The sequence below is a fragment of the Bacteroidota bacterium genome (assembly GCA_016715425.1).
In the GTDB taxonomy this organism is placed as follows: Bacteria; Bacteroidota; Bacteroidia; order Chitinophagales; family BACL12; genus JADKAC01.
Window position 1 is genome coordinate 598,450 of sequence record JADKAC010000005.1, and the last position, 17,549, is coordinate 615,998.

The window sequence follows — 17,549 nt, forward strand, 5'->3', positions numbered from 1 at the left end:
ATCATGTTAAAACGTACCCGCATTTTTGATCTTGAACTGATAAATGATAATTCATTTGATGCCGTATTAAATTCGATGCTGCATTTTCATGAAGAGTTTCCGCAATCAGAAAATAAATTGCCGTTGTTGTTTACACCAAATGTAGATGATGTTGTAAAACTCAATCAAAAAAAATATGCAGATGTTGCAAAGCGATTGCAGCAATCGTATTATATCCTCCCCGATGGACAACCTATTATTTGGGCTTCAAAAATTTTGAATAAAACACTTGTAAAACGATTGCCCGGCAGCGAATTATTTCCTTTGCTTTGGAAGCTATTGACACAACATAATAAACGCATTTTATTAGTAGCGCCATCTGAAAAAGTAGGGCAGATGTTGAAACAAGAATATCCCACTTTAGAATATTATGTGCCTCCATTTTTTGAAGCAGAAGATACTGTTGCATTGCAAAAAATAACTTCTGATTTGTTGATGCTTTGCAATACGTTTAAACCCGAATATATTTTTATCGGTATTCGTTTTCCAAAACAGAATTATATCGCATTTGAATTATTGGACAACTTGCAAAAACAAGGATATTCAAAAAGTGAAATGCCTTTGTGTTTGTTGTTGGGAGCCAGTTATGAATTTTATCTCGACATAAAAAAACGAGCGCCTGCAATCTGGCAAAAAACAGGTATGGAATGGTTCTATCGTTTTACTCAGGAGCCGGGCCGACTTTTTAAACGTTACTTTATTGACGACATGCAATTCGTGAGTATTTTCATGAAAGAATATTTTAAAAAAGAATCCAAGTAAATGCTTTTGATTAATTATTGATACTAAAAGAAAATATCAAATTATAATTTTCCAGAACCAACGTGTGGAAACTCTTTCACGTCTTTTTCGCATCTTTGCAACATCAACACACAATACATTCATTACACATTTACATTGAATAATAAATTATGATTTTAAGAAGTAAATCTCCTCTGCGTATAGGATTGGCTGGTGGCGGAACTGATGTAAGTCCTTACAGTGATATCTATGGCGGCTGTATTTTAAATGCAACAATTCAGAAATATGCTTATGCTACAATTATGCCTCGTAAGGATAATAAAATTGTGCTGCATGCAGTGGATCAAGACATACGAGTTGAATTAGAAGCGGACTCTAAATTAGAAATTGATGGTACTCTCGATTTGCTGAAAGGCGTATATAATCGTGTGGTAAAAGATTTTAATCATGGAGCACCATTAGCATTCGAATTAAATACTTATGTGGATGCACCTGCCGGCTCCGGTTTGGGTTCTTCATCTACTTTGGTAGTTACAATTTTGGGTGCATTTACGGAGTGGCTTAAATTGCCTTTGGGTGAATATGATATGGCGCATCTTGCTTATGATATTGAAAGAAAAGACTTGGCTTTTGCTGGTGGAAAACAAGATCAATATGCGGCTACTTTCGGTGGATGGAATTTTATGGAGTTTTATAAAGACGATAAAGTAATTGTAAACCCATTAAGAATTCGCAGTCAATATATGGAAGAATTGCAATTCAATATGTTGATGTATTATACAGGCACAAGTCGTTTATCATCGGATATTATTGAAGCACAATCTTCAAACGTGCAAAAGAAAAGCGAAAAATCAATTGAGGCTATGCATAATTTAAAAGAGCAGGCTTACATGATGAAAGAAGCAATTCTGAAAGGCGAATTAAATCGCATTGGTGATATATTAGATTATGGTTGGAAGAATAAAAAAGCAACAGCTCTGGGAGTTTCCAGCGATAATATTGATGAAATTTATGAAGCCGCTATGAAGTCAGGAGCAACGGGTGGAAAAATATCCGGTGCAGGCGGTGGTGGATTTATGACGTTTTATTGTCCGGGTAATACCAGATATAAAGTGATAAATACATTGAAAAAATTTGGGGGAGAAATACATAATTTAACTTTTAGTAAATACGGATTAACAACATGGGAAGCAAAATAGCAAGAATTAAAGAAGTGATCGCTGAGAGCGTGAGCGTAAAAAATAAATTATTACAGAACGAAGAATTAATAGCGAACTGTGAAAGGATAGCTGATCAAGTGGCTGAAGCATTTCGCAATGATAAGAAAGTATTGTTCTGCGGAAATGGTGGTTCAGCAGCAGATGCACAACATCTTGCAGCAGAATTTTCAGGTAGATTTTATTTCGACAGAGATCCATTGGATGCAGAAGCATTGCACGTAAATACTTCTTATATCACTGCTGTAGGTAACGATTATTCTTACGATGAAATTTATAGTCGTGTGCTGAAAGCCAAAGGACGCAAAGGAGATTTTTTGTTTGGAATTTCTACTTCCGGTAATTCAAAAAATATTTTAAGAGCATTTGAAGTAGCTCGTGCAAACGGAATGATAATCGTAGCCATGACAGGAGAATCCGGTGGTAAAATGAAAGACAATTGTGATTTTTTATTGAACGTACCCTCATCAGATACACCTCGTATTCAGGAAAGTCATATTATGTTAGGACATATCATTTGCGAGTTGGTGGAAGATGCACTTTTCCAAAAACCATGACCGATCAGGCAATTGTATTAGCAGGCGGTTTGGGAACACGATTACAACATGTAATTGCAGATGTTCCAAAGCCAATGGCTGAAGTAGCAGGAAAACCATTTTTGGAATTTATAATGCTTTACCTTGCTCATCAGGGCATTCATCATGTAATTCTTGCTGTAGGGCATAAGCGGGAAGTGATAATGGATTATTTCGGAAATAATTTTTTGGGAATCGAAGTTTCTTATTCCATAGAAGAAGAACCATTGGGGACCGGCGGCGCAATTTTTAAAGCAAGTACATTATTAGATAAAGACCCGGCATTTATTATCAATGGCGATACTTTTTTTAATGTGGATTTGCGTGCCTTATTTAAATTTCATAAAAAAAATAAATCTTCACTCACGCTTGCTTTAAAGCCTATGCAAAAGTTTGAAAGATATGGCACAGTGGAATTACAACCTTCAGGAATTATTTCTGCTTTCAAAGAGAAAAAGTATGTTGAGGATGGATTAATAAACGGTGGTGTGTATTGTATTGAAAAAGAAATTTTTAATCAGATTACTTCAGAAAAGTTTTCTTTTGAAACTGAAATTCTTGAAAAGGGAGTAAACACAAATTCAATATACGGTTTGGAATTCGATACTTACTTTATTGATATCGGTATTCCCGAAGATTATGAAAAAGCACAAGTGGACTTTACAAATAACAGACATATTTAATTGAAATACTTTGGATGTCTGACCTTATAATTTCAAATATTATTGCGGATAAAAACTGGACTTTATTTCTGGATAGAGATGGTGTAATAAATAAACATCTTCCCGATGACTATGTAAAATCTCCTGAGGATTTTATTTGGTTGCCAAATGTATTGGATGCATTAAAAACATTATCCGGTATATTTTCAAAAATCATAGTGGTCACAAACCAAAGAGGCATTGCCAAAGGATTATATAGCGAAGCAGATTTATTAAATATTCATAATGTAATGCTGAATGAAGTTAGAAATGCAGGGGCGAGGATAGATGCTATTTATTATTGTCCGCATTTTGGTAATGAAGCAGAATGTAATTGTCGCAAACCTAATTCAGGTATGGCTTTAAAAGCACAAAGTCAATTTCCGGAAATTGATTTTAATCATGCAATAATGGTTGGCGATTCTAAGTCAGATATTGATTTTGGTAAAAACCTGAAAATGTGGACAGTCACCGTTACAAAAGACTTATCGGAATTTGCAGATATGTATGTAAAGTCACTGTATTACTTTTCAACAATGTTTCAAGGATAAGAATAAGTGCATTTGATAGGAAGGCCAAAGTTTTCAAAATATGTTTGCACATCTCGGATTAAGAGTGTATGCTTCTGGATTCGTGCAACCTAACACAATAGTAAAACATCTTGATTTTGAACTCAAATTATGGTTCGTAGATACTCCCAATTTTTAGAATTAGTATATTTTCTGGTAGATATTCTTCTATTAGTGGTTTCTTATTTTTTGGCTTTATGGATCACTTATGATCGCCTCTCGAAAATTCAGGACAGGAAATTTTTTCTGCTTTTAATTGCAATTGGTTTTATCTGGTTTTTCGTAACCACTGTTGCCAATTATTACAAGGTGAACAGGTTGAGTAAGTATGAAATCATAATACTCAAATTTACTCGTGTATTAGTTTTTCAGATACTTTTCACCTTTGCTTATATCGTTGTACTAAAAGGATATAGTGTCTCCCGGGAATTGTTGATGTACACTTACGCCATTTTCTTTGTATTGGATATTGTTTGGCGGGTGGGTTTCGAAACTTTTCTGAAACGCTACCGTGCGAAAGGGGGAAATTATCGCCGCATCATTGTGATTGGTGCCAACAGATCTGCAATACAATTTGTGAATGAAATTAATGAACATAATGAATTTGGCTATAGGTTTATGGGGTATTTTGCCAATAAAGCCTCTTCCGGTTTTAATGAAAAAATCTCCGGTACTTTTGATGATGTAAAATGGTTTTGTTTCAGCAATCATATTGATGAAGTGTATTGTGCAGTAAATCCAAATAGCCATACAGATTATATGAACGACCTGATGTCGTTTTGTGATGATAACCTGATTCGTTTCCGCATTATTCCTGAATTCACTGAATACCTTACTCGCAGATTTAAAAGATTAAATGTGGAATACTATGGTAATATGCCTGTAATTACCACACGGCCTGAACCATTGGATAATTTTTATAACAGAATTATGAAGCGTTGTTTTGATATTGCATTTGCAATTCTGTTTATGTTATTAATCGGTATATGGTTATTTCCCATTATTGGATTATTGGTAAAGCTTACTTCAAAGGGCCCTGTATTCTTTATGCAAAAAAGATCAGGCGAACGCAATCGTGAATTCTTATGCTTTAAATTCCGCACTATGTATGTAAATAAAGAAGCGGATACAAAGCAGGCAACTAAAGATGATCCACGAATTACAGCTATTGGTAAATTTCTGCGCAAAACCAATTTAGATGAGCTTCCACAATTCCTAAATGTACTGAAGGGCGACATGTCTGTTGTAGGTCCTCGTCCACACATGTTGAAACATACAGAGGAATATTCAAAAATCGTGAATAGCTTTATGGTGCGCCATTTTGTAAAACCCGGTATTACCGGTGCAGCACAAGCCAAAGGTTACAGAGGCGATACCACCGATCCTGAAATGATGCGCAAGCGAGTTCAGTATGATGTTTGGTATCTCGAAAACTGGAGCTTCTGGTTAGATGTGAAAATTGTATTTCTTACAGTTTGGAGCATGCTTAAAGGAAACGAAAATGCGGTTTAATCTACTATTAACTCTATTACTTTTTATCTCTTCTTATTCTTATTCACAGCAAAGCAATTTGCCTCTCAACAGGAATATCTATAACTTTTATGAATCTGCTTTAAATCAAAAAGGTGTGCAATTTCATACAGCAATGCGGCCGTATAGAATTGCAGAAGTAGATTCTATAATAAGTTATGAAGAAGTATTTCCATTGCAGAAATTAGAAGGTAAAAATGTGTTTGAAAAACTCTGGAACTGGACCGCTTATGATGATTGGGTGAAAGTGAATACAGAAGATTTTCATCTGGCAATAAATCCATTAATTAATTTCTCCGGAGGTATGGAAACAGAGTCCGGAAAAGGTATCTGGACAAATACAAGAGGCATCTCTTTATATGGCGATATCGGCCCGAACAGAAAATTTAGTTTCGCTACTACCATTCGTGAAAATCAATCGAAGTTTCCTGATTATGTTACTGCATTTGTTAAAGAATATAATGTAGTGCCCGGACAAGGTAAAGTGCGCAATTTTAAATCCGCTGCATTTGATTATGCAAACGCAACCGGTTATGTAAGTTATACTCCAAACAAATATTTAAATCTGCAATTAGGTACGGATAAAAATTTTATTGGCGATGGTTATCGTTCCATGCTATTAAGTGATAACAGTTTGTATTACCCTTATTTTAAAATTAGTACACAAGTATGGAAAATAAAATACACCAATATCTGGAATGAATATGTGGATGCCATGGGCAGTGTGGATTCGCTGATGGGTGTTACAAGAAAATGGGGCTCCTATCATTATTTAAGTTATGATGTAGCTGACTGGTTACAGATTGGTTTATTTGAAGGTATCATTTGGATGGCAAATGACTCAAGTCGTTACAGAGGATTAGATGTAAATTATTTAAACCCGATTATATTTTTCCGACCCATAGAATTTGGATTAGGTTCGCCGGATAACGCATTGATAGGTTTGAATTTAAAATTGAAACCGGTGAATAATGTAATTCTATACGGACAATTTTTATTAGATGATTTAGATATAGCTGCGGCAAGAGCAGGTGAAGGATTTTATCGAACAAAAATCGGATTACAAGCAGGTGTAAAATATTATTTGAATTCAGATGACTATAAACATGCAGCTATATTTCAATTAGAAATGAATCAGGCGAGTCCATACACTTATGCACATAAAGATCCCGAACAAAATTATGCGCATTACAATCAGCCGATAGCACATCCGCTTGGTGCAAATTTCAGAGAGTGGATTGGAATAATTGAATACAGATTTCACTATCGCTATTATGTGAATTTAAAATTACAGTTTGCAATGATTGGTTTAGATACGGGTAAAGATTCAAATGTGGGAAGCGATATTTACATCAGTGATTATGAAATTCCAAACTTCCCGGATTCTTACGGCAATTATATCGGTCAAGGATTAAAAACAAATATTAATAGTGCCGATATTCGCATCGGTTATTTATTAAATCCAAAAATAAATATGAATATAGAAGTGCAGTATTACAATCGCTCCTATAAAAATGAACAAGTGGATTTGCCTACACAAACACTTTCACTCGCATTTAAAACTGATCTGTTTAATTCCTATTACGACTTCTAACTACAGATACCGAATATTTATCTTTGCCACACTTGGTCCCGTAGTTCAACGGATAGAATAGAAGTTTCCTAAACTTTAGATACAGGTTCGATTCCTGTCGGGACTACAACATTTGCAAGTAGGTATTTGAAATCAATACATCAACATTTAAAATAGAATTTGGGGGACGGAGAGGGAGACGAAATTTATTTAGGGTTAATATAGTTTACTTAAACCATTTCTTGTTTTAACTCGATGTAAATTTTTAAATATTAAATTAATTGGTTGCTATTATTTCAATCAATTTATAATTGATATAGTAAGTTGTTCTTCCAATTTTTTGTGGTTTTAAAATATTGGCTTCTGATAATTTTTTTAACCAGGATGATGCCGTTTGCCTATGTGCTATTCCTCTTTTTTCAAGCAATTCTATTTTCAGGTAAGGCAATGTAAACATCAATTGTAATAATTCGTAATTGAATGATGGCCCAAGTATTTCTTTCATTTGTTTTTCATATTCATCTTTTAATAAGAGCATTGCTTTTATTTTTTTAGTAGTAAGTTGGGCTGTTTCAATTAATGCAGTGAGAATAAACATAATCCAATTATGCCAGTTATTTTTTTCTGTAACCTCTCTCAATAATTGATAGTATTCGGTTTTATATTTTACTATATAAGAACTAAGATAAAGTACGGGTTGTGATAATAATTCCTGTTGCACAAGATATAAGGCATTTATAATTCGCCCTGTCCTACCGTTGCCATCAGCAAAAGGATGAATTGCTTCAAATTGATAATGGATCATCGCCATTTTAATTAATGGATCTAAAGTGGATAATGCAGAGTTATTGATAAATTGTTCTAATGTTTTTAGTTTTTCTCGCAACACATCTTCGCAACACGGTGGCGTATAAATTACCTCTCCATTAATAGCATTTTTCAATGCTGTTCCTGCCGAATTCCTAATTCCAGAATTGTTCTGCATAATGGTTTGAACTATCTCCACCATAGTATTAGTAACAAGTAAATTCTTTTGCGCTTTCATTTTTCAAGACCTACATAAAGCGCTTTTCTATAGCTTAATACTTCTTTAGCTGCAAGATTTGTTGTGCCTTCTTCTGTTGCAGCTTTATATAATTCGTCCTGTGTTGTTACAATATTTTCGATGGCGGAACTGTCTTTACTCTCTTGTAGAACAATTGTATTAATAAGCAAATGAGGATTGGGTAAGGAGGCACATAAACCATTGAGTTCACCCAAATACCTGGCAGCTTTGGCTAAATGTTTTAACATTTCAGGTGACTCTGAAAAACTGCTCGGAGGCAAATTTGGTAAATCGTTGAAAGCAGAATTTCTACTATAAGACATGGTGGTAAATTTTGTAATCAGGTTCACTATTTCCTGTTCTTCATGTTGGGCAATTCTACATCAAATTTTATTGATGGTGAAATTATGCTTATTTTTCGACATAAAAATAAATTAATGGAAATGGTAATATTATATCTTTAGAGAGGGGAGGAAATAGTGCAACAGCAATAGACCCTTATGATATGGATGATTTAACTTATAATTATATAACTGGTACCAACCAATTAGATTACGTAACAGATGCTGCCACTGGCACCTATAGCGATGATATATCAGGCGGACAATCCACCGGAAATTATACTTATGATCTTATTGGAAATCTGATTTCTGATAATGCAGAAGGAATAAATAATATTACCTGGAATGTGTATGGAAAAATCAGCAGTATTGATAAAGTAAGTGGTCCTGATCTTACATTTGCTTATGACCCGATGGGAAATCGAATAATGAAATTGGTTGATGATGGTAGTGCATTAATATACACCTATTATCTGAGGGATGCACAGGGGAATGTGCTTTCCACTTATTCAAGAATAGATGATGCAACCGAAGATATTATAACTTTAAGTGAGCTACACATTTATGGTTCCAGTAGATTAGGAATAATGGTTGAGGAATTGGATATGTCAACCACTATAACTTCAGACGGACATTCACAAAGAAATCTTGGGAAAAGAGATATGAATTAAATAATCATTTGGGTAATGTATTAACTGTAATTACAGACAGGAGATTTGGTACAGAGCAAGGTACTACCGGACTAATAAAGTATTACGAAGCTGATGTTTTACAAGCTCAGGATTACTATCCCTTTGGGATGTTAACGCCGGGTAGAAATTGGAGTACCGGAAGTGAATACAGGTTTGGGTTTAACGGGCAGGAGCAGGATGATGAAATAAAAGGTATTGGAAATAGCTATAACTTTTTGTTTAGAGTTTATGATCCACGTTTAGGTCGCTTCCTCTCTACAGATCCGTTGGAAAAAGAATTTGCTTGGAACTCTCCTTATGCTTTTGCTGAAAATAGACCTATAGATGGCAGAGATTTAGAAGGTAAAGAATGGGAGAATATTAAAGCGAGTAACAAGAAGCCAGGGGAGTTATTTATAAAGTTGCCAAATAAAGAAACCGCACAGATCCAGCAATATAGTATATCAATTCAGGATTCGAAAAAGACATATGCAAGCTTAGCATCTGATTTTAAAAATTCACCTGCGCAACTTCTTTCAAATTCTAAAGCAACATTCCATTCCCCTGTTGATGCAGAAGGAAAGCCTTCTCAATTTAAAGTCGGTAGCTATATTAAAGTCGATATTGATGCTCCTTTTGCAAGTGGTTATATTAAAGTTATAGAGATGGCAGAAAAAGATGGTTCAATGTCCGCCACTTTTGTTACTATGGAAGGTCATATTGAAAAGGGGTTGATTAGGTTTACTCTAACAGATAAATATGATGGGAAAATCAACTTCAATATAAACAGTATGTCAGAAGTTGATATGGGTTTAGCCAAAACTTTTGCAGAAGGGATAGCAAGAGAAAAACAATCAGAATCTTGGCAAGAGGTACTTACTAATTTTGTAAAAACCACAGGAGGGACTGAAGTAAAAAGGAATCTGAAAGTCGTAGACACCAAAACATCAGACAAGAAGGAGGAAAAATAATGTATTTCGTTTATATCTATCTCATACCTATTTTAATATTGGGAATTAATTATTATGCGACTAATCCCAAACCTAAAAGGGCATCTGAGTATGTGAATTTAGTATTAAAGACATTGCCTTATGAGTTTGGATATATGTTTTTTGTATATTATATAGATAGGGAGCAACATTTTGATACAGGCTGGTCTTTTTTGTGGTTAATAACAATTTTAATACCGATAACAGTCCTTGTATTGATTTTGAAAATCTTTTATTGGATTAAAAACAAGAGGCTATTTCATTAGTATTTGCTTTCCGTCTACTAATGATTGATTAGTGCAATAAACCTGATATAAAGATGACCAGGGTTGAAACAGTTTTAGTAAAGTCGTAGCAGGTGCCGAATATGTTTCAATAGTAAACACTGTAATGTTTTTTTGAGAACTTATCTTAAACGTTGAAATCCCTTTTTTCCAAGTGTCCACTTAGTATCTCGTACAAAAATTATTTTTTATAGTGATTCTAGTATTTTGCTAAGCTGTAGGTATTTCTTCCAGGCGTTAACATCCCAAAGGGATGTGGATGTGGGGGTGAAAAACTGGAGGGGTTCATTTTATAAATGTTAAGTTTGATTTGGGATTATTGAGAATATAATTTTGGCAAATGAATTAACATAAATTCGAAGTAAAATTTACGCAGGGTTATGTTCGTATTATATTTTTTTGAGCCCCATCTCCACAAAAATATTTTAGATTCATTTAATTTGGTTGTGGCATTTTAGGTGTATCAACCGTCTTGCCTTTCTCAAAATATTCCTTTTTAATTAGACTACCATTTCGATCAAATGAATTCCAAACTAAATCCTTTTCCCAACAATAACCATACTCCCAATTTATATAACATAGGCGGTAATATCCTTGTTGAAAAATTTCTACATGAGTTGAATCATAATAAGATTCAAAATATACTAAATCAGATTGTTGACTAATTGTATAGATCAAATTTCTTTCCCCTAAATTAGGACTACAAATAAATTCTTCAAAGCTAGATGTTAATCCAATTTTATTTAAATGATTAAATACTCCTGACCCACCTCCTGTAGAACCCACATCTTCTTTTAAGATGTTAGTATTAACAATTAAATCTTGCGCATTCAAATTTGAATTAAAAGAAAGTAGAAATATTAAAATGAATGTAGAAATGAAACTTATCATTATTAAAATTTTTATTTAGTTATATTAATATTTACTGTTCTATTGGCCTTATCTGATTTACCTGAATTATTTACAATACCAGTTCGAATAGCCCTTCCATTTAAACTACCAATTGCTGAAGCCACTGCATTCGCTCTATCTTGAGCCAATGCGGGATTCCCATTGCCTTGGGAATTAGGAGTAGTTTGAGCTATATGATTAGAAGGGGCTCCATCTGTTTGACCAATAACTGTTATATTTTGAAAGACAGATAAATCAAGTGTACCAGGAATACCATTAATACCAACTACAGGAATATTTGTGCTTGTTAGAGTTGATCTTGCCATTGCTATTTGGTTTTGAACATCCGCTGGTGTATTAGAAGATGCAAGATCTTTATTATTTAATTGGTAGCCATCTGCATTATAATGAATATTTAATGAATATTGAAATCCGTTAAGAGAGGTAGTCGTTCCCGGATCATTTACGGCGTTTTGATCTTGAATTGCATTTGAAGAGAAACTTCGCTGCCCACCGGATTTAGTTATCCAACTCCCTGCCTCAATGCGATCGAGTGGGTTAACACCTGGGCTGGTCGAAGTTGCAAGTTGAGCTTCAACTGATCCTGGAACAAAACCGGTCCCCGTGGTCGAATTAAGCAAATTACCAGATGCATCATAGAGATTATAAGTTACAGTTAAGTTAGGCTGTTCTGCTCTTGAGACAATCTTAGAAACATTGACTTGAGTCAAGGCTGGATCAGCGGAGGTTGCTGGACGAATTGAAACTACGACGGCTTCCAATCCATCCAAATCTATCGCCATTATAGGAGTATTACTTGCAAATTGGTAAGAAGATAAATATGCATATAGCTTTGTTAATGGATCAACACTCAAAAACTTACCAAGCCGTGAATTATATATTCTAAAACCATAATCATAAGCATTTCCTTCTCCGTACGTTTCTGAATCACTCTCTTTGCCGTTAAACCCAAACCTGTATTCACTTCCGGCGCTCCAGTTTCTTCCTGGCGTTAACATCCCAATGGGATTGTGAGGTGAGGGTGAAAAACTGGATGGTTTCATCTTATAAATTTAAAGATAGAATTTGAATTATTAAATTGAAAATTATGGCAAATGAATTTATAATAATTAGTAATGAAAATTACGCAAGGTTCAAACAGTATTATTTATTTTTTTTTGAGTTTAGAACTCTGCGAAACTGGAAAACAAAAAAATGCTGCGAAGAGGCACGCAAAAAAAAAAGGGCGAAAAATCAAGAAAATAAGTTTTTATTGAAAGAGTGGTATTCAACCACAAGGAAAGGAAAAAATTACTCTTCTCATCTATGTTCTGCCCCGTCCAAACCATTATCATACTCCCCTTTGTATTTTGAACAAGGTATCATAGATATTGGCTGGCTTATACTTAGCCCGTTTCTTGTGTAAGATAGTTTACTCGCCAACTCTTTTGATTTTAAGCTAACGGTAAATAACCCTATTATGCGTTTATCCTTAGGAATTCTATAAATGATTAAATTTCTAATTGTACTCGAATTAAAAAAATTAGTAGAAAGTAGAGAATAAAAACAGTGCCTTTTGTTTTGAAGTTTAACTAAAGGGAATTTCTGACTTTTAATTCTTTCCAATTGTTCAACGGATATATTTTCAATTATCAAAAGACTGTCCTTGTTGTAACTACTTTTTATTTGTTCATCATCAGAAAGAACAAAATAAATATCGTACTTGCTAAGTATTTTTTTTGTTTCATTTACTTGATTTTGATCGCCTGAAAACTCAATTTTAAGCGTTATTTGGTTTTGACTGAAAACAAGATTATTTGAACTTGTTATCAGTAAACCGAGTAAAACAATAAACAATAATCTTATCGTATGAAAGAACATAAAGTTGTTTTTATGGGGATTGTTTTTTATCAAATTTTTTACCCAAACTTCCCCTATCTCCCTCAATCATTTTATCTGCTTCTCCTCCGCCAATTGTACCTACCTTATTTGTGTTTTTATCAAAAACGATAATAGCAGAGTAACGACCACTTTCATCAAAATAAGTTCTTTGAGTATTTGGGTCTTTCCTTTTGACCACATCTCCATTTTTCCCCACAATAATATTAGTTTCAAAATTTTTAAAAGCACTTTCATCTTGGGGTCTTCCTGGTTCATCCATTGATGGTTCACTTGCAGAAGAATAATAATCTATTCCTGCGTCAGTTTTGAACATTCTTGTTGGGTGCGAATGAAGGGAAACATCACCTCTTAATGGTATTGTTGTACTTCCTCCTTCATCATAACTTATCTCTCCTGTTGGGGTGTAGTTATCTCCGTCTTTTGCCATTGTGTTTCCAAATTCACCAACTTGGCCTTTTTCGGTTAAGGATAGTTTCAGCATTTTATTAGAGTAACTTAAAACGTCTTTATTCAAAAGCAACATACCGTTTTTAAACTCGGCTGCTTTATTTATTGATTGTGTTTCATTGTTTAACCCTTGTTTGGTAGATTTAATTATGGCACGTTTTACTTTGAGGTCTGTTACTTTTGCAACTAAATTATTATCTACACCGTCTGTTCCTATCCACTTTCCATTAAAATAAAACTCTGTTTCTCCTTCGGGGTCAATAAATATTATAGGATTATTTAACCCAAACTTATAAGACGACCAACCCGGTTGTAGTGCAAATTTTGGGTCAATTGACCACCATTGCCCTATGCGTGGGTCATATCCACGTTCGCCAAAATCAAAATGTTTTCCGCTTCCACTTATCTCATCTACTTTCTCTTTGCCATTAAACCCAAACCTGTATTCACTTCCAGCGCTCCAATTTCTCCCTGGCGTTAACATCCCAAAGGGATAGTGATGTGAGGGTGAAAATTTAGATGGGTTCATTATATAAATTTAAAAATAATATTGAATCATATATTAATTAAATCCCCACGAGAATTCATAATATTCAAAATTAAATACCCACGACCAGGAATATATTTTTTATACCATTGATGGGTTGATTTAAGCGGCGAAGCTGAAGGGGATTTGAAATGAGTTAATATAATTATATCAACTCATTCCTTTACCTTTAAATAAACCAAGTGCTGTTTAACATTATTAATCCTAAAAAAAACCAGCGAGTCTTCATAAATCTTCCCCTTCCAATAATCAAAACCATTCATTCCATCAGCGTATATTTCTAATTTCAAAATTCCATCTTCTATTTTGTAATAATGGTATTCTGCATACGCACTGGTCATTGCTTCTGAATAAGAGGGCTTGTGGTCTAAATTTAACCATCGTAATTGACCATTAATTAAAAACAGAAGAATATGATATACTGAATCTTCAACAATACTGACTGATGTCTTACCATCACTACCTACAATTAACCATGAAACATTATAATAATATGAATTAGTATCTATCGTGTTATTTTGTAATTGATTGTAATCATAAAGACTAATTGGATCTTTTGCATATGTATAATCTCTCGGTTGATTTAATATACTGCATGCAGCGAATGAAGATAATATTAATAAAATAATTACAAGTCTCATACCTTTTATGTTTAATTATAGTTACCATCTTTGACCTAAACCAAGGTTTAACTGAAGGGTTGATCCTGATGTGTTTAAAAATCTTGGAATAGGATCTGAACATTTACAACCTGCATCCTCACCTTTCCAGTTATCATGTATTAAATTCTGTAACCATTGCCCATTAATTGCACCATTACCAACATGATTAATACCTATAACATAAGATTGAGTTGTTAAACGAATCGAGGTTTGGCCATTATTGTATTGCTGCTCGGTGGTAGGCTGTGAATAATATAAATTTTTATCACCTCCTATATATGATTTTTTACCATCAGGTCTTAACCCGGTAAACGCATCATAGCCAACAGTTAATTTATTAAATTCATTGAACTGACCTTGTATTTCAAATCCTCCGGTATAATATGAATCGTTTTGGGGCGAGCCTGCATATTCAGAAAATAGATCATTATAGGTGCCTAAACTAACTGGCCCTCCCCTTACATAAGCATATCCTGTTGTTTGATTTCTGCCGGGCTGGCTTCCACCCATTGAACTAAATGTTTGTGTTATACCTACACTCGCTGAAGCCGCATAACTTGATGTAACATTATTACCAGATAGATTATGAAAGATGTTCATCGTCAGCCCGGGTGCACTTCCGAGACCTCCTGTTATTCCGCCACTTACATTAAAATCCATGATAGGTTGCGGATTACCTGTATTCCCCTGATTAGAGCCTATACCGCCTAAATTAAAATTGAGCGATGCACTAAAATCACCTTGTATTCCACCGAATGTAGCATTGCCTCCCACTGATGCACTAACTCGCATATTCGACGAGGATTTTCCTCCTAAATTAAGTTGTAAGCCAACTTGCCCATATACGCCGCTTCCATCACTACCCGGTGGCCAGTCACCTTTTGGATCACTATATTTAATTGGATTATTATGATTTGTTGCGTAAGGACTTTCGCTTGCAGATTTTTTTGAGTCAATACTCCACCATCTGGAAATTCTTGCATCTAATTCACGATAAAAAGTGCTGTAATTATTATCGTTTATTTCTCCATCTCTTAAACTTCCTTGATACCCAAAGCTATACCCATCACCACTTCCCGCATTCCAATTTCTTCCCGGCGTTAACATCCCAAAGGGATGTGGATGCTGAGGTGATAAAGTGGTTGGTTCATTTTATAAATGTAAAAATAGAATTGAAATTATATAATTGAAAATTTCAAAAAGTAGGCAACTAAAAATAGTACTGAAAATTACGCAGGGTTTAAACTGTTTTATTATTTTTTATTTGTGTTTAGAACCCTGCTGGAACAAAAAAAGTCATTTAATCAAAAATCTCTGGGTTAATTTCGGACAATATTTCATCAAGGAGCTTTCTCTTCTCTACAGAAAGTTCTGTCTCTCCTGCATGGTTTTTTATCATATCCATAGTTTTGTTTCCGCCAACGGATACTTCCATGCTTAAACCTAGTACTACATGTTGTCGAAAACAGCTATCTTGATAAACATAGGATAGTAAGCGGTTCAAGTTATAATAATATTGCTTCACTGCTATAGTCATTAAATGCTCTGATACATAACCATCACTAATACGGCATATGGCACCTAATGCTATAAAATATCGTTCATCTGTATGTCTGATTGATTGAGAGCAAAGGCTATCCATCAAGGCAAGGACACATGTATCAGCAACCCCCATTACAAATTTGTTAGGATTACTAATAATATCAGTTAAGTAGTCTTCAACATTCTTAGACTCTTCGCAAGCTATAAAATCGTTGTTATTATGGATTATAGCTACCTCATTTGATTGATCTATTATGCCTTTGTTAACACAAAGTGTAATTAGCAAAATGACGGCTAAAAGATTTATTAGATTCATATCCATTATTTATTCATTGTGTAAATCATCTCCGGGAGTAGCTGTATCTTTTTGTTTTTCCTCAATTGAATTAGTGGATGAATTAGTCTTTGCAGGTATTAAATACTCTCCATCTTTTTCTTCCAAATCATCCACTATCTTTAATTTGCCGCCAAATTCATTTGCATCATTAGCTTCTAACTGGTCTGTTACTTCTTTCAGAGTCTTAATATCATCATCATAGCAACGCATGCATCCATGAGTCTTTTTCAAGGTTGGATCGTCCACTGGTTCCCATTCTCCGGTTTCCCTATTATAGGTTTCTTGACGGCCACCGTGTATTCGTATTAAATCTCTATTGCTATCTTTAATTTCACCTGATTCAGGAATTAGAGCAAGCCGGGGATTAGGACCATAAGAGTTCCTATCACCCCCTGAAATCCATGGATTATTATCAGGAATGTCATAAGTGCCTAGAGGAGTATCGGAGTTTTTAACCATTCTATCACTACCTGCTGTTCCCTCTAATCGAACTTTGAATCGCATAACCTCATTTCCATGTCTATCAGTTACAATTGCAATACCATATCCGTACTTTGTTCTATCCTTATAAGCATGAACAGTAATATCCCATTTACCTGAGGGGTCAATTCTTAAAATCGGGTTATTTCTAACAAAGTGATAAGAACTAAAGCCTGGATATAAAACTGCTTCCGGGTCAACACTCATCCACCTCCCTAACCTTGAATCATATATCCTTGCACCAAAGTCATAAGCATTTCCTTCTCCATACGTTTCTGCATCACTCTCTTTTCCATTAAACCCAAACCTGTACTCACTTCCGGCACTCCAATTTCTCCCCGGCGTTAACATCCCAAAGGGATTGTGATGTGATGTGTAAAAATGGATGGGTTCATTTATTAAATCTACTATATATTTTGGATAAAGAATAGAATTATTTAAATCCGCATTGTTTCACCTTTCTTTT

The 17,549-nt window shown here is 34.5% G+C and carries 17 protein-coding genes, 1 tRNA gene and 1 pseudogene; 10 read left to right on the top strand and 9 right to left on the bottom strand.

Annotated elements, in window-relative coordinates; all coding sequences use genetic code 11:
• Positions 1 to 3 precede the first annotated feature (3 nt).
• The 8 genes from IPN31_08385 to IPN31_08420 all read left to right on the top strand — a co-directional run bounded on the left by IPN31_08385 (position 4) and on the right by IPN31_08420 (position 7,072).
• On the top strand, positions 4 to 801 hold the full coding sequence (locus IPN31_08385) for a WecB/TagA/CpsF family glycosyltransferase (GenBank protein MBK8681907.1): 798 nt from the start codon (positions 4 to 6) through the stop codon (positions 799 to 801).
• Positions 802 to 950: 149 nt separating this feature from the next.
• On the top strand, positions 951 to 1,979 hold the full coding sequence (locus IPN31_08390) for a dehydrogenase (protein ID MBK8681908.1): 1,029 nt from the start codon (positions 951 to 953) through the stop codon (positions 1,977 to 1,979).
• The gene (locus tag IPN31_08395) at positions 1,964 to 2,554 is read left to right on the top strand and encodes a D-sedoheptulose 7-phosphate isomerase (protein MBK8681909.1); all 591 of its coding nucleotides are present in this window, start codon (positions 1,964 to 1,966) and stop codon (positions 2,552 to 2,554) included. Before IPN31_08390 ends, IPN31_08395 begins: the two co-directional genes overlap by 16 nt.
• Entirely contained in the window at positions 2,551 to 3,255 is a 705-nt protein-coding gene (locus IPN31_08400; protein MBK8681910.1) for a nucleotidyltransferase family protein, read from the top strand. The genes IPN31_08395 and IPN31_08400 overlap by 4 nt, the downstream gene beginning before the upstream one ends.
• Before the next feature lie 14 nt (positions 3,256 to 3,269).
• Positions 3,270 to 3,824 carry an HAD family hydrolase gene (locus IPN31_08405; protein ID MBK8681911.1) on the top strand — a complete coding sequence of 185 codons (555 nt, stop codon included), beginning with the start codon at positions 3,270 to 3,272 and terminating at the stop codon, positions 3,822 to 3,824.
• 129 nt (positions 3,825 to 3,953) lie between these two features.
• Complete coding sequence (locus tag IPN31_08410; GenBank protein MBK8681912.1) at positions 3,954 to 5,354, top strand: undecaprenyl-phosphate glucose phosphotransferase; 1,401 nt, start codon at positions 3,954 to 3,956, stop codon at positions 5,352 to 5,354.
• A complete protein-coding gene (locus IPN31_08415) occupies positions 5,344 to 6,966 on the top strand; it encodes a hypothetical protein (GenBank protein ID MBK8681913.1) in 1,623 nt (540 codons plus the stop codon). The genes IPN31_08410 and IPN31_08415 overlap by 11 nt, the downstream gene beginning before the upstream one ends.
• Before the next feature lie 34 nt (positions 6,967 to 7,000).
• Positions 7,001 to 7,072 (top strand) — tRNA-Arg (locus IPN31_08420).
• A gap of 150 nt (positions 7,073 to 7,222) precedes the next feature.
• Here the strand turns inward: IPN31_08420 and IPN31_08425 are convergent.
• Positions 7,223 to 8,313, bottom strand: a pseudogene (locus tag IPN31_08425) (Fic family protein).
• Positions 8,314 to 8,495: 182 nt separating this feature from the next.
• Between IPN31_08425 and IPN31_08430 the strand changes: the two are divergent.
• Together IPN31_08430 and IPN31_08435 are read left to right on the top strand one after the other, a co-directional pair.
• A complete protein-coding gene (locus tag IPN31_08430; protein ID MBK8681914.1) occupies positions 8,496 to 9,002 on the top strand; it encodes a hypothetical protein in 507 nt (168 codons plus the stop codon).
• 8 nt (positions 9,003 to 9,010) lie between these two features.
• Entirely contained in the window at positions 9,011 to 9,973 is a 963-nt protein-coding gene (locus IPN31_08435; GenBank protein MBK8681915.1) for an RHS repeat-associated core domain-containing protein, read from the top strand.
• Positions 9,974 to 10,710: 737 nt separating this feature from the next.
• Here IPN31_08435 and IPN31_08440 read toward each other — a convergent pair.
• The 8 genes from IPN31_08440 to IPN31_08475 all read right to left on the bottom strand — a co-directional run bounded on the left by IPN31_08440 (position 10,711) and on the right by IPN31_08475 (position 17,434).
• Positions 10,711 to 11,109, bottom strand: coding sequence for a hypothetical protein (locus IPN31_08440; protein MBK8681916.1), 399 nt, complete (start codon positions 11,107 to 11,109; stop codon positions 10,711 to 10,713).
• 68 nt (positions 11,110 to 11,177) lie between these two features.
• The gene (locus IPN31_08445) at positions 11,178 to 12,230 is read right to left on the bottom strand and encodes a hypothetical protein (GenBank protein MBK8681917.1); all 1,053 of its coding nucleotides are present in this window, start codon (positions 12,228 to 12,230) and stop codon (positions 11,178 to 11,180) included.
• 256 nt (positions 12,231 to 12,486) lie between these two features.
• The gene (locus IPN31_08450) at positions 12,487 to 13,047 is read right to left on the bottom strand and encodes a hypothetical protein (protein ID MBK8681918.1); all 561 of its coding nucleotides are present in this window, start codon (positions 13,045 to 13,047) and stop codon (positions 12,487 to 12,489) included.
• A gap of 10 nt (positions 13,048 to 13,057) precedes the next feature.
• Entirely contained in the window at positions 13,058 to 14,044 is a 987-nt protein-coding gene (locus tag IPN31_08455) for an RHS repeat-associated core domain-containing protein (GenBank protein ID MBK8681919.1), read from the bottom strand.
• A 173-nt stretch (positions 14,045 to 14,217) separates the two neighbouring features.
• Entirely contained in the window at positions 14,218 to 14,703 is a 486-nt protein-coding gene (locus tag IPN31_08460) for a hypothetical protein (GenBank protein ID MBK8681920.1), read from the bottom strand.
• A gap of 21 nt (positions 14,704 to 14,724) precedes the next feature.
• Positions 14,725 to 15,831, bottom strand: a complete 1,107-nt coding sequence (locus IPN31_08465) for a hypothetical protein (GenBank protein ID MBK8681921.1) — start codon at positions 15,829 to 15,831, stop codon at positions 14,725 to 14,727.
• 193 nt (positions 15,832 to 16,024) lie between these two features.
• Positions 16,025 to 16,582, bottom strand: a complete 558-nt coding sequence (locus IPN31_08470; protein ID MBK8681922.1) for a hypothetical protein — start codon at positions 16,580 to 16,582, stop codon at positions 16,025 to 16,027.
• Positions 16,583 to 16,591: 9 nt separating this feature from the next.
• Complete coding sequence (locus IPN31_08475; protein ID MBK8681923.1) at positions 16,592 to 17,434, bottom strand: hypothetical protein; 843 nt, start codon at positions 17,432 to 17,434, stop codon at positions 16,592 to 16,594.
• Positions 17,435 to 17,549 lie beyond the last annotated feature (115 nt).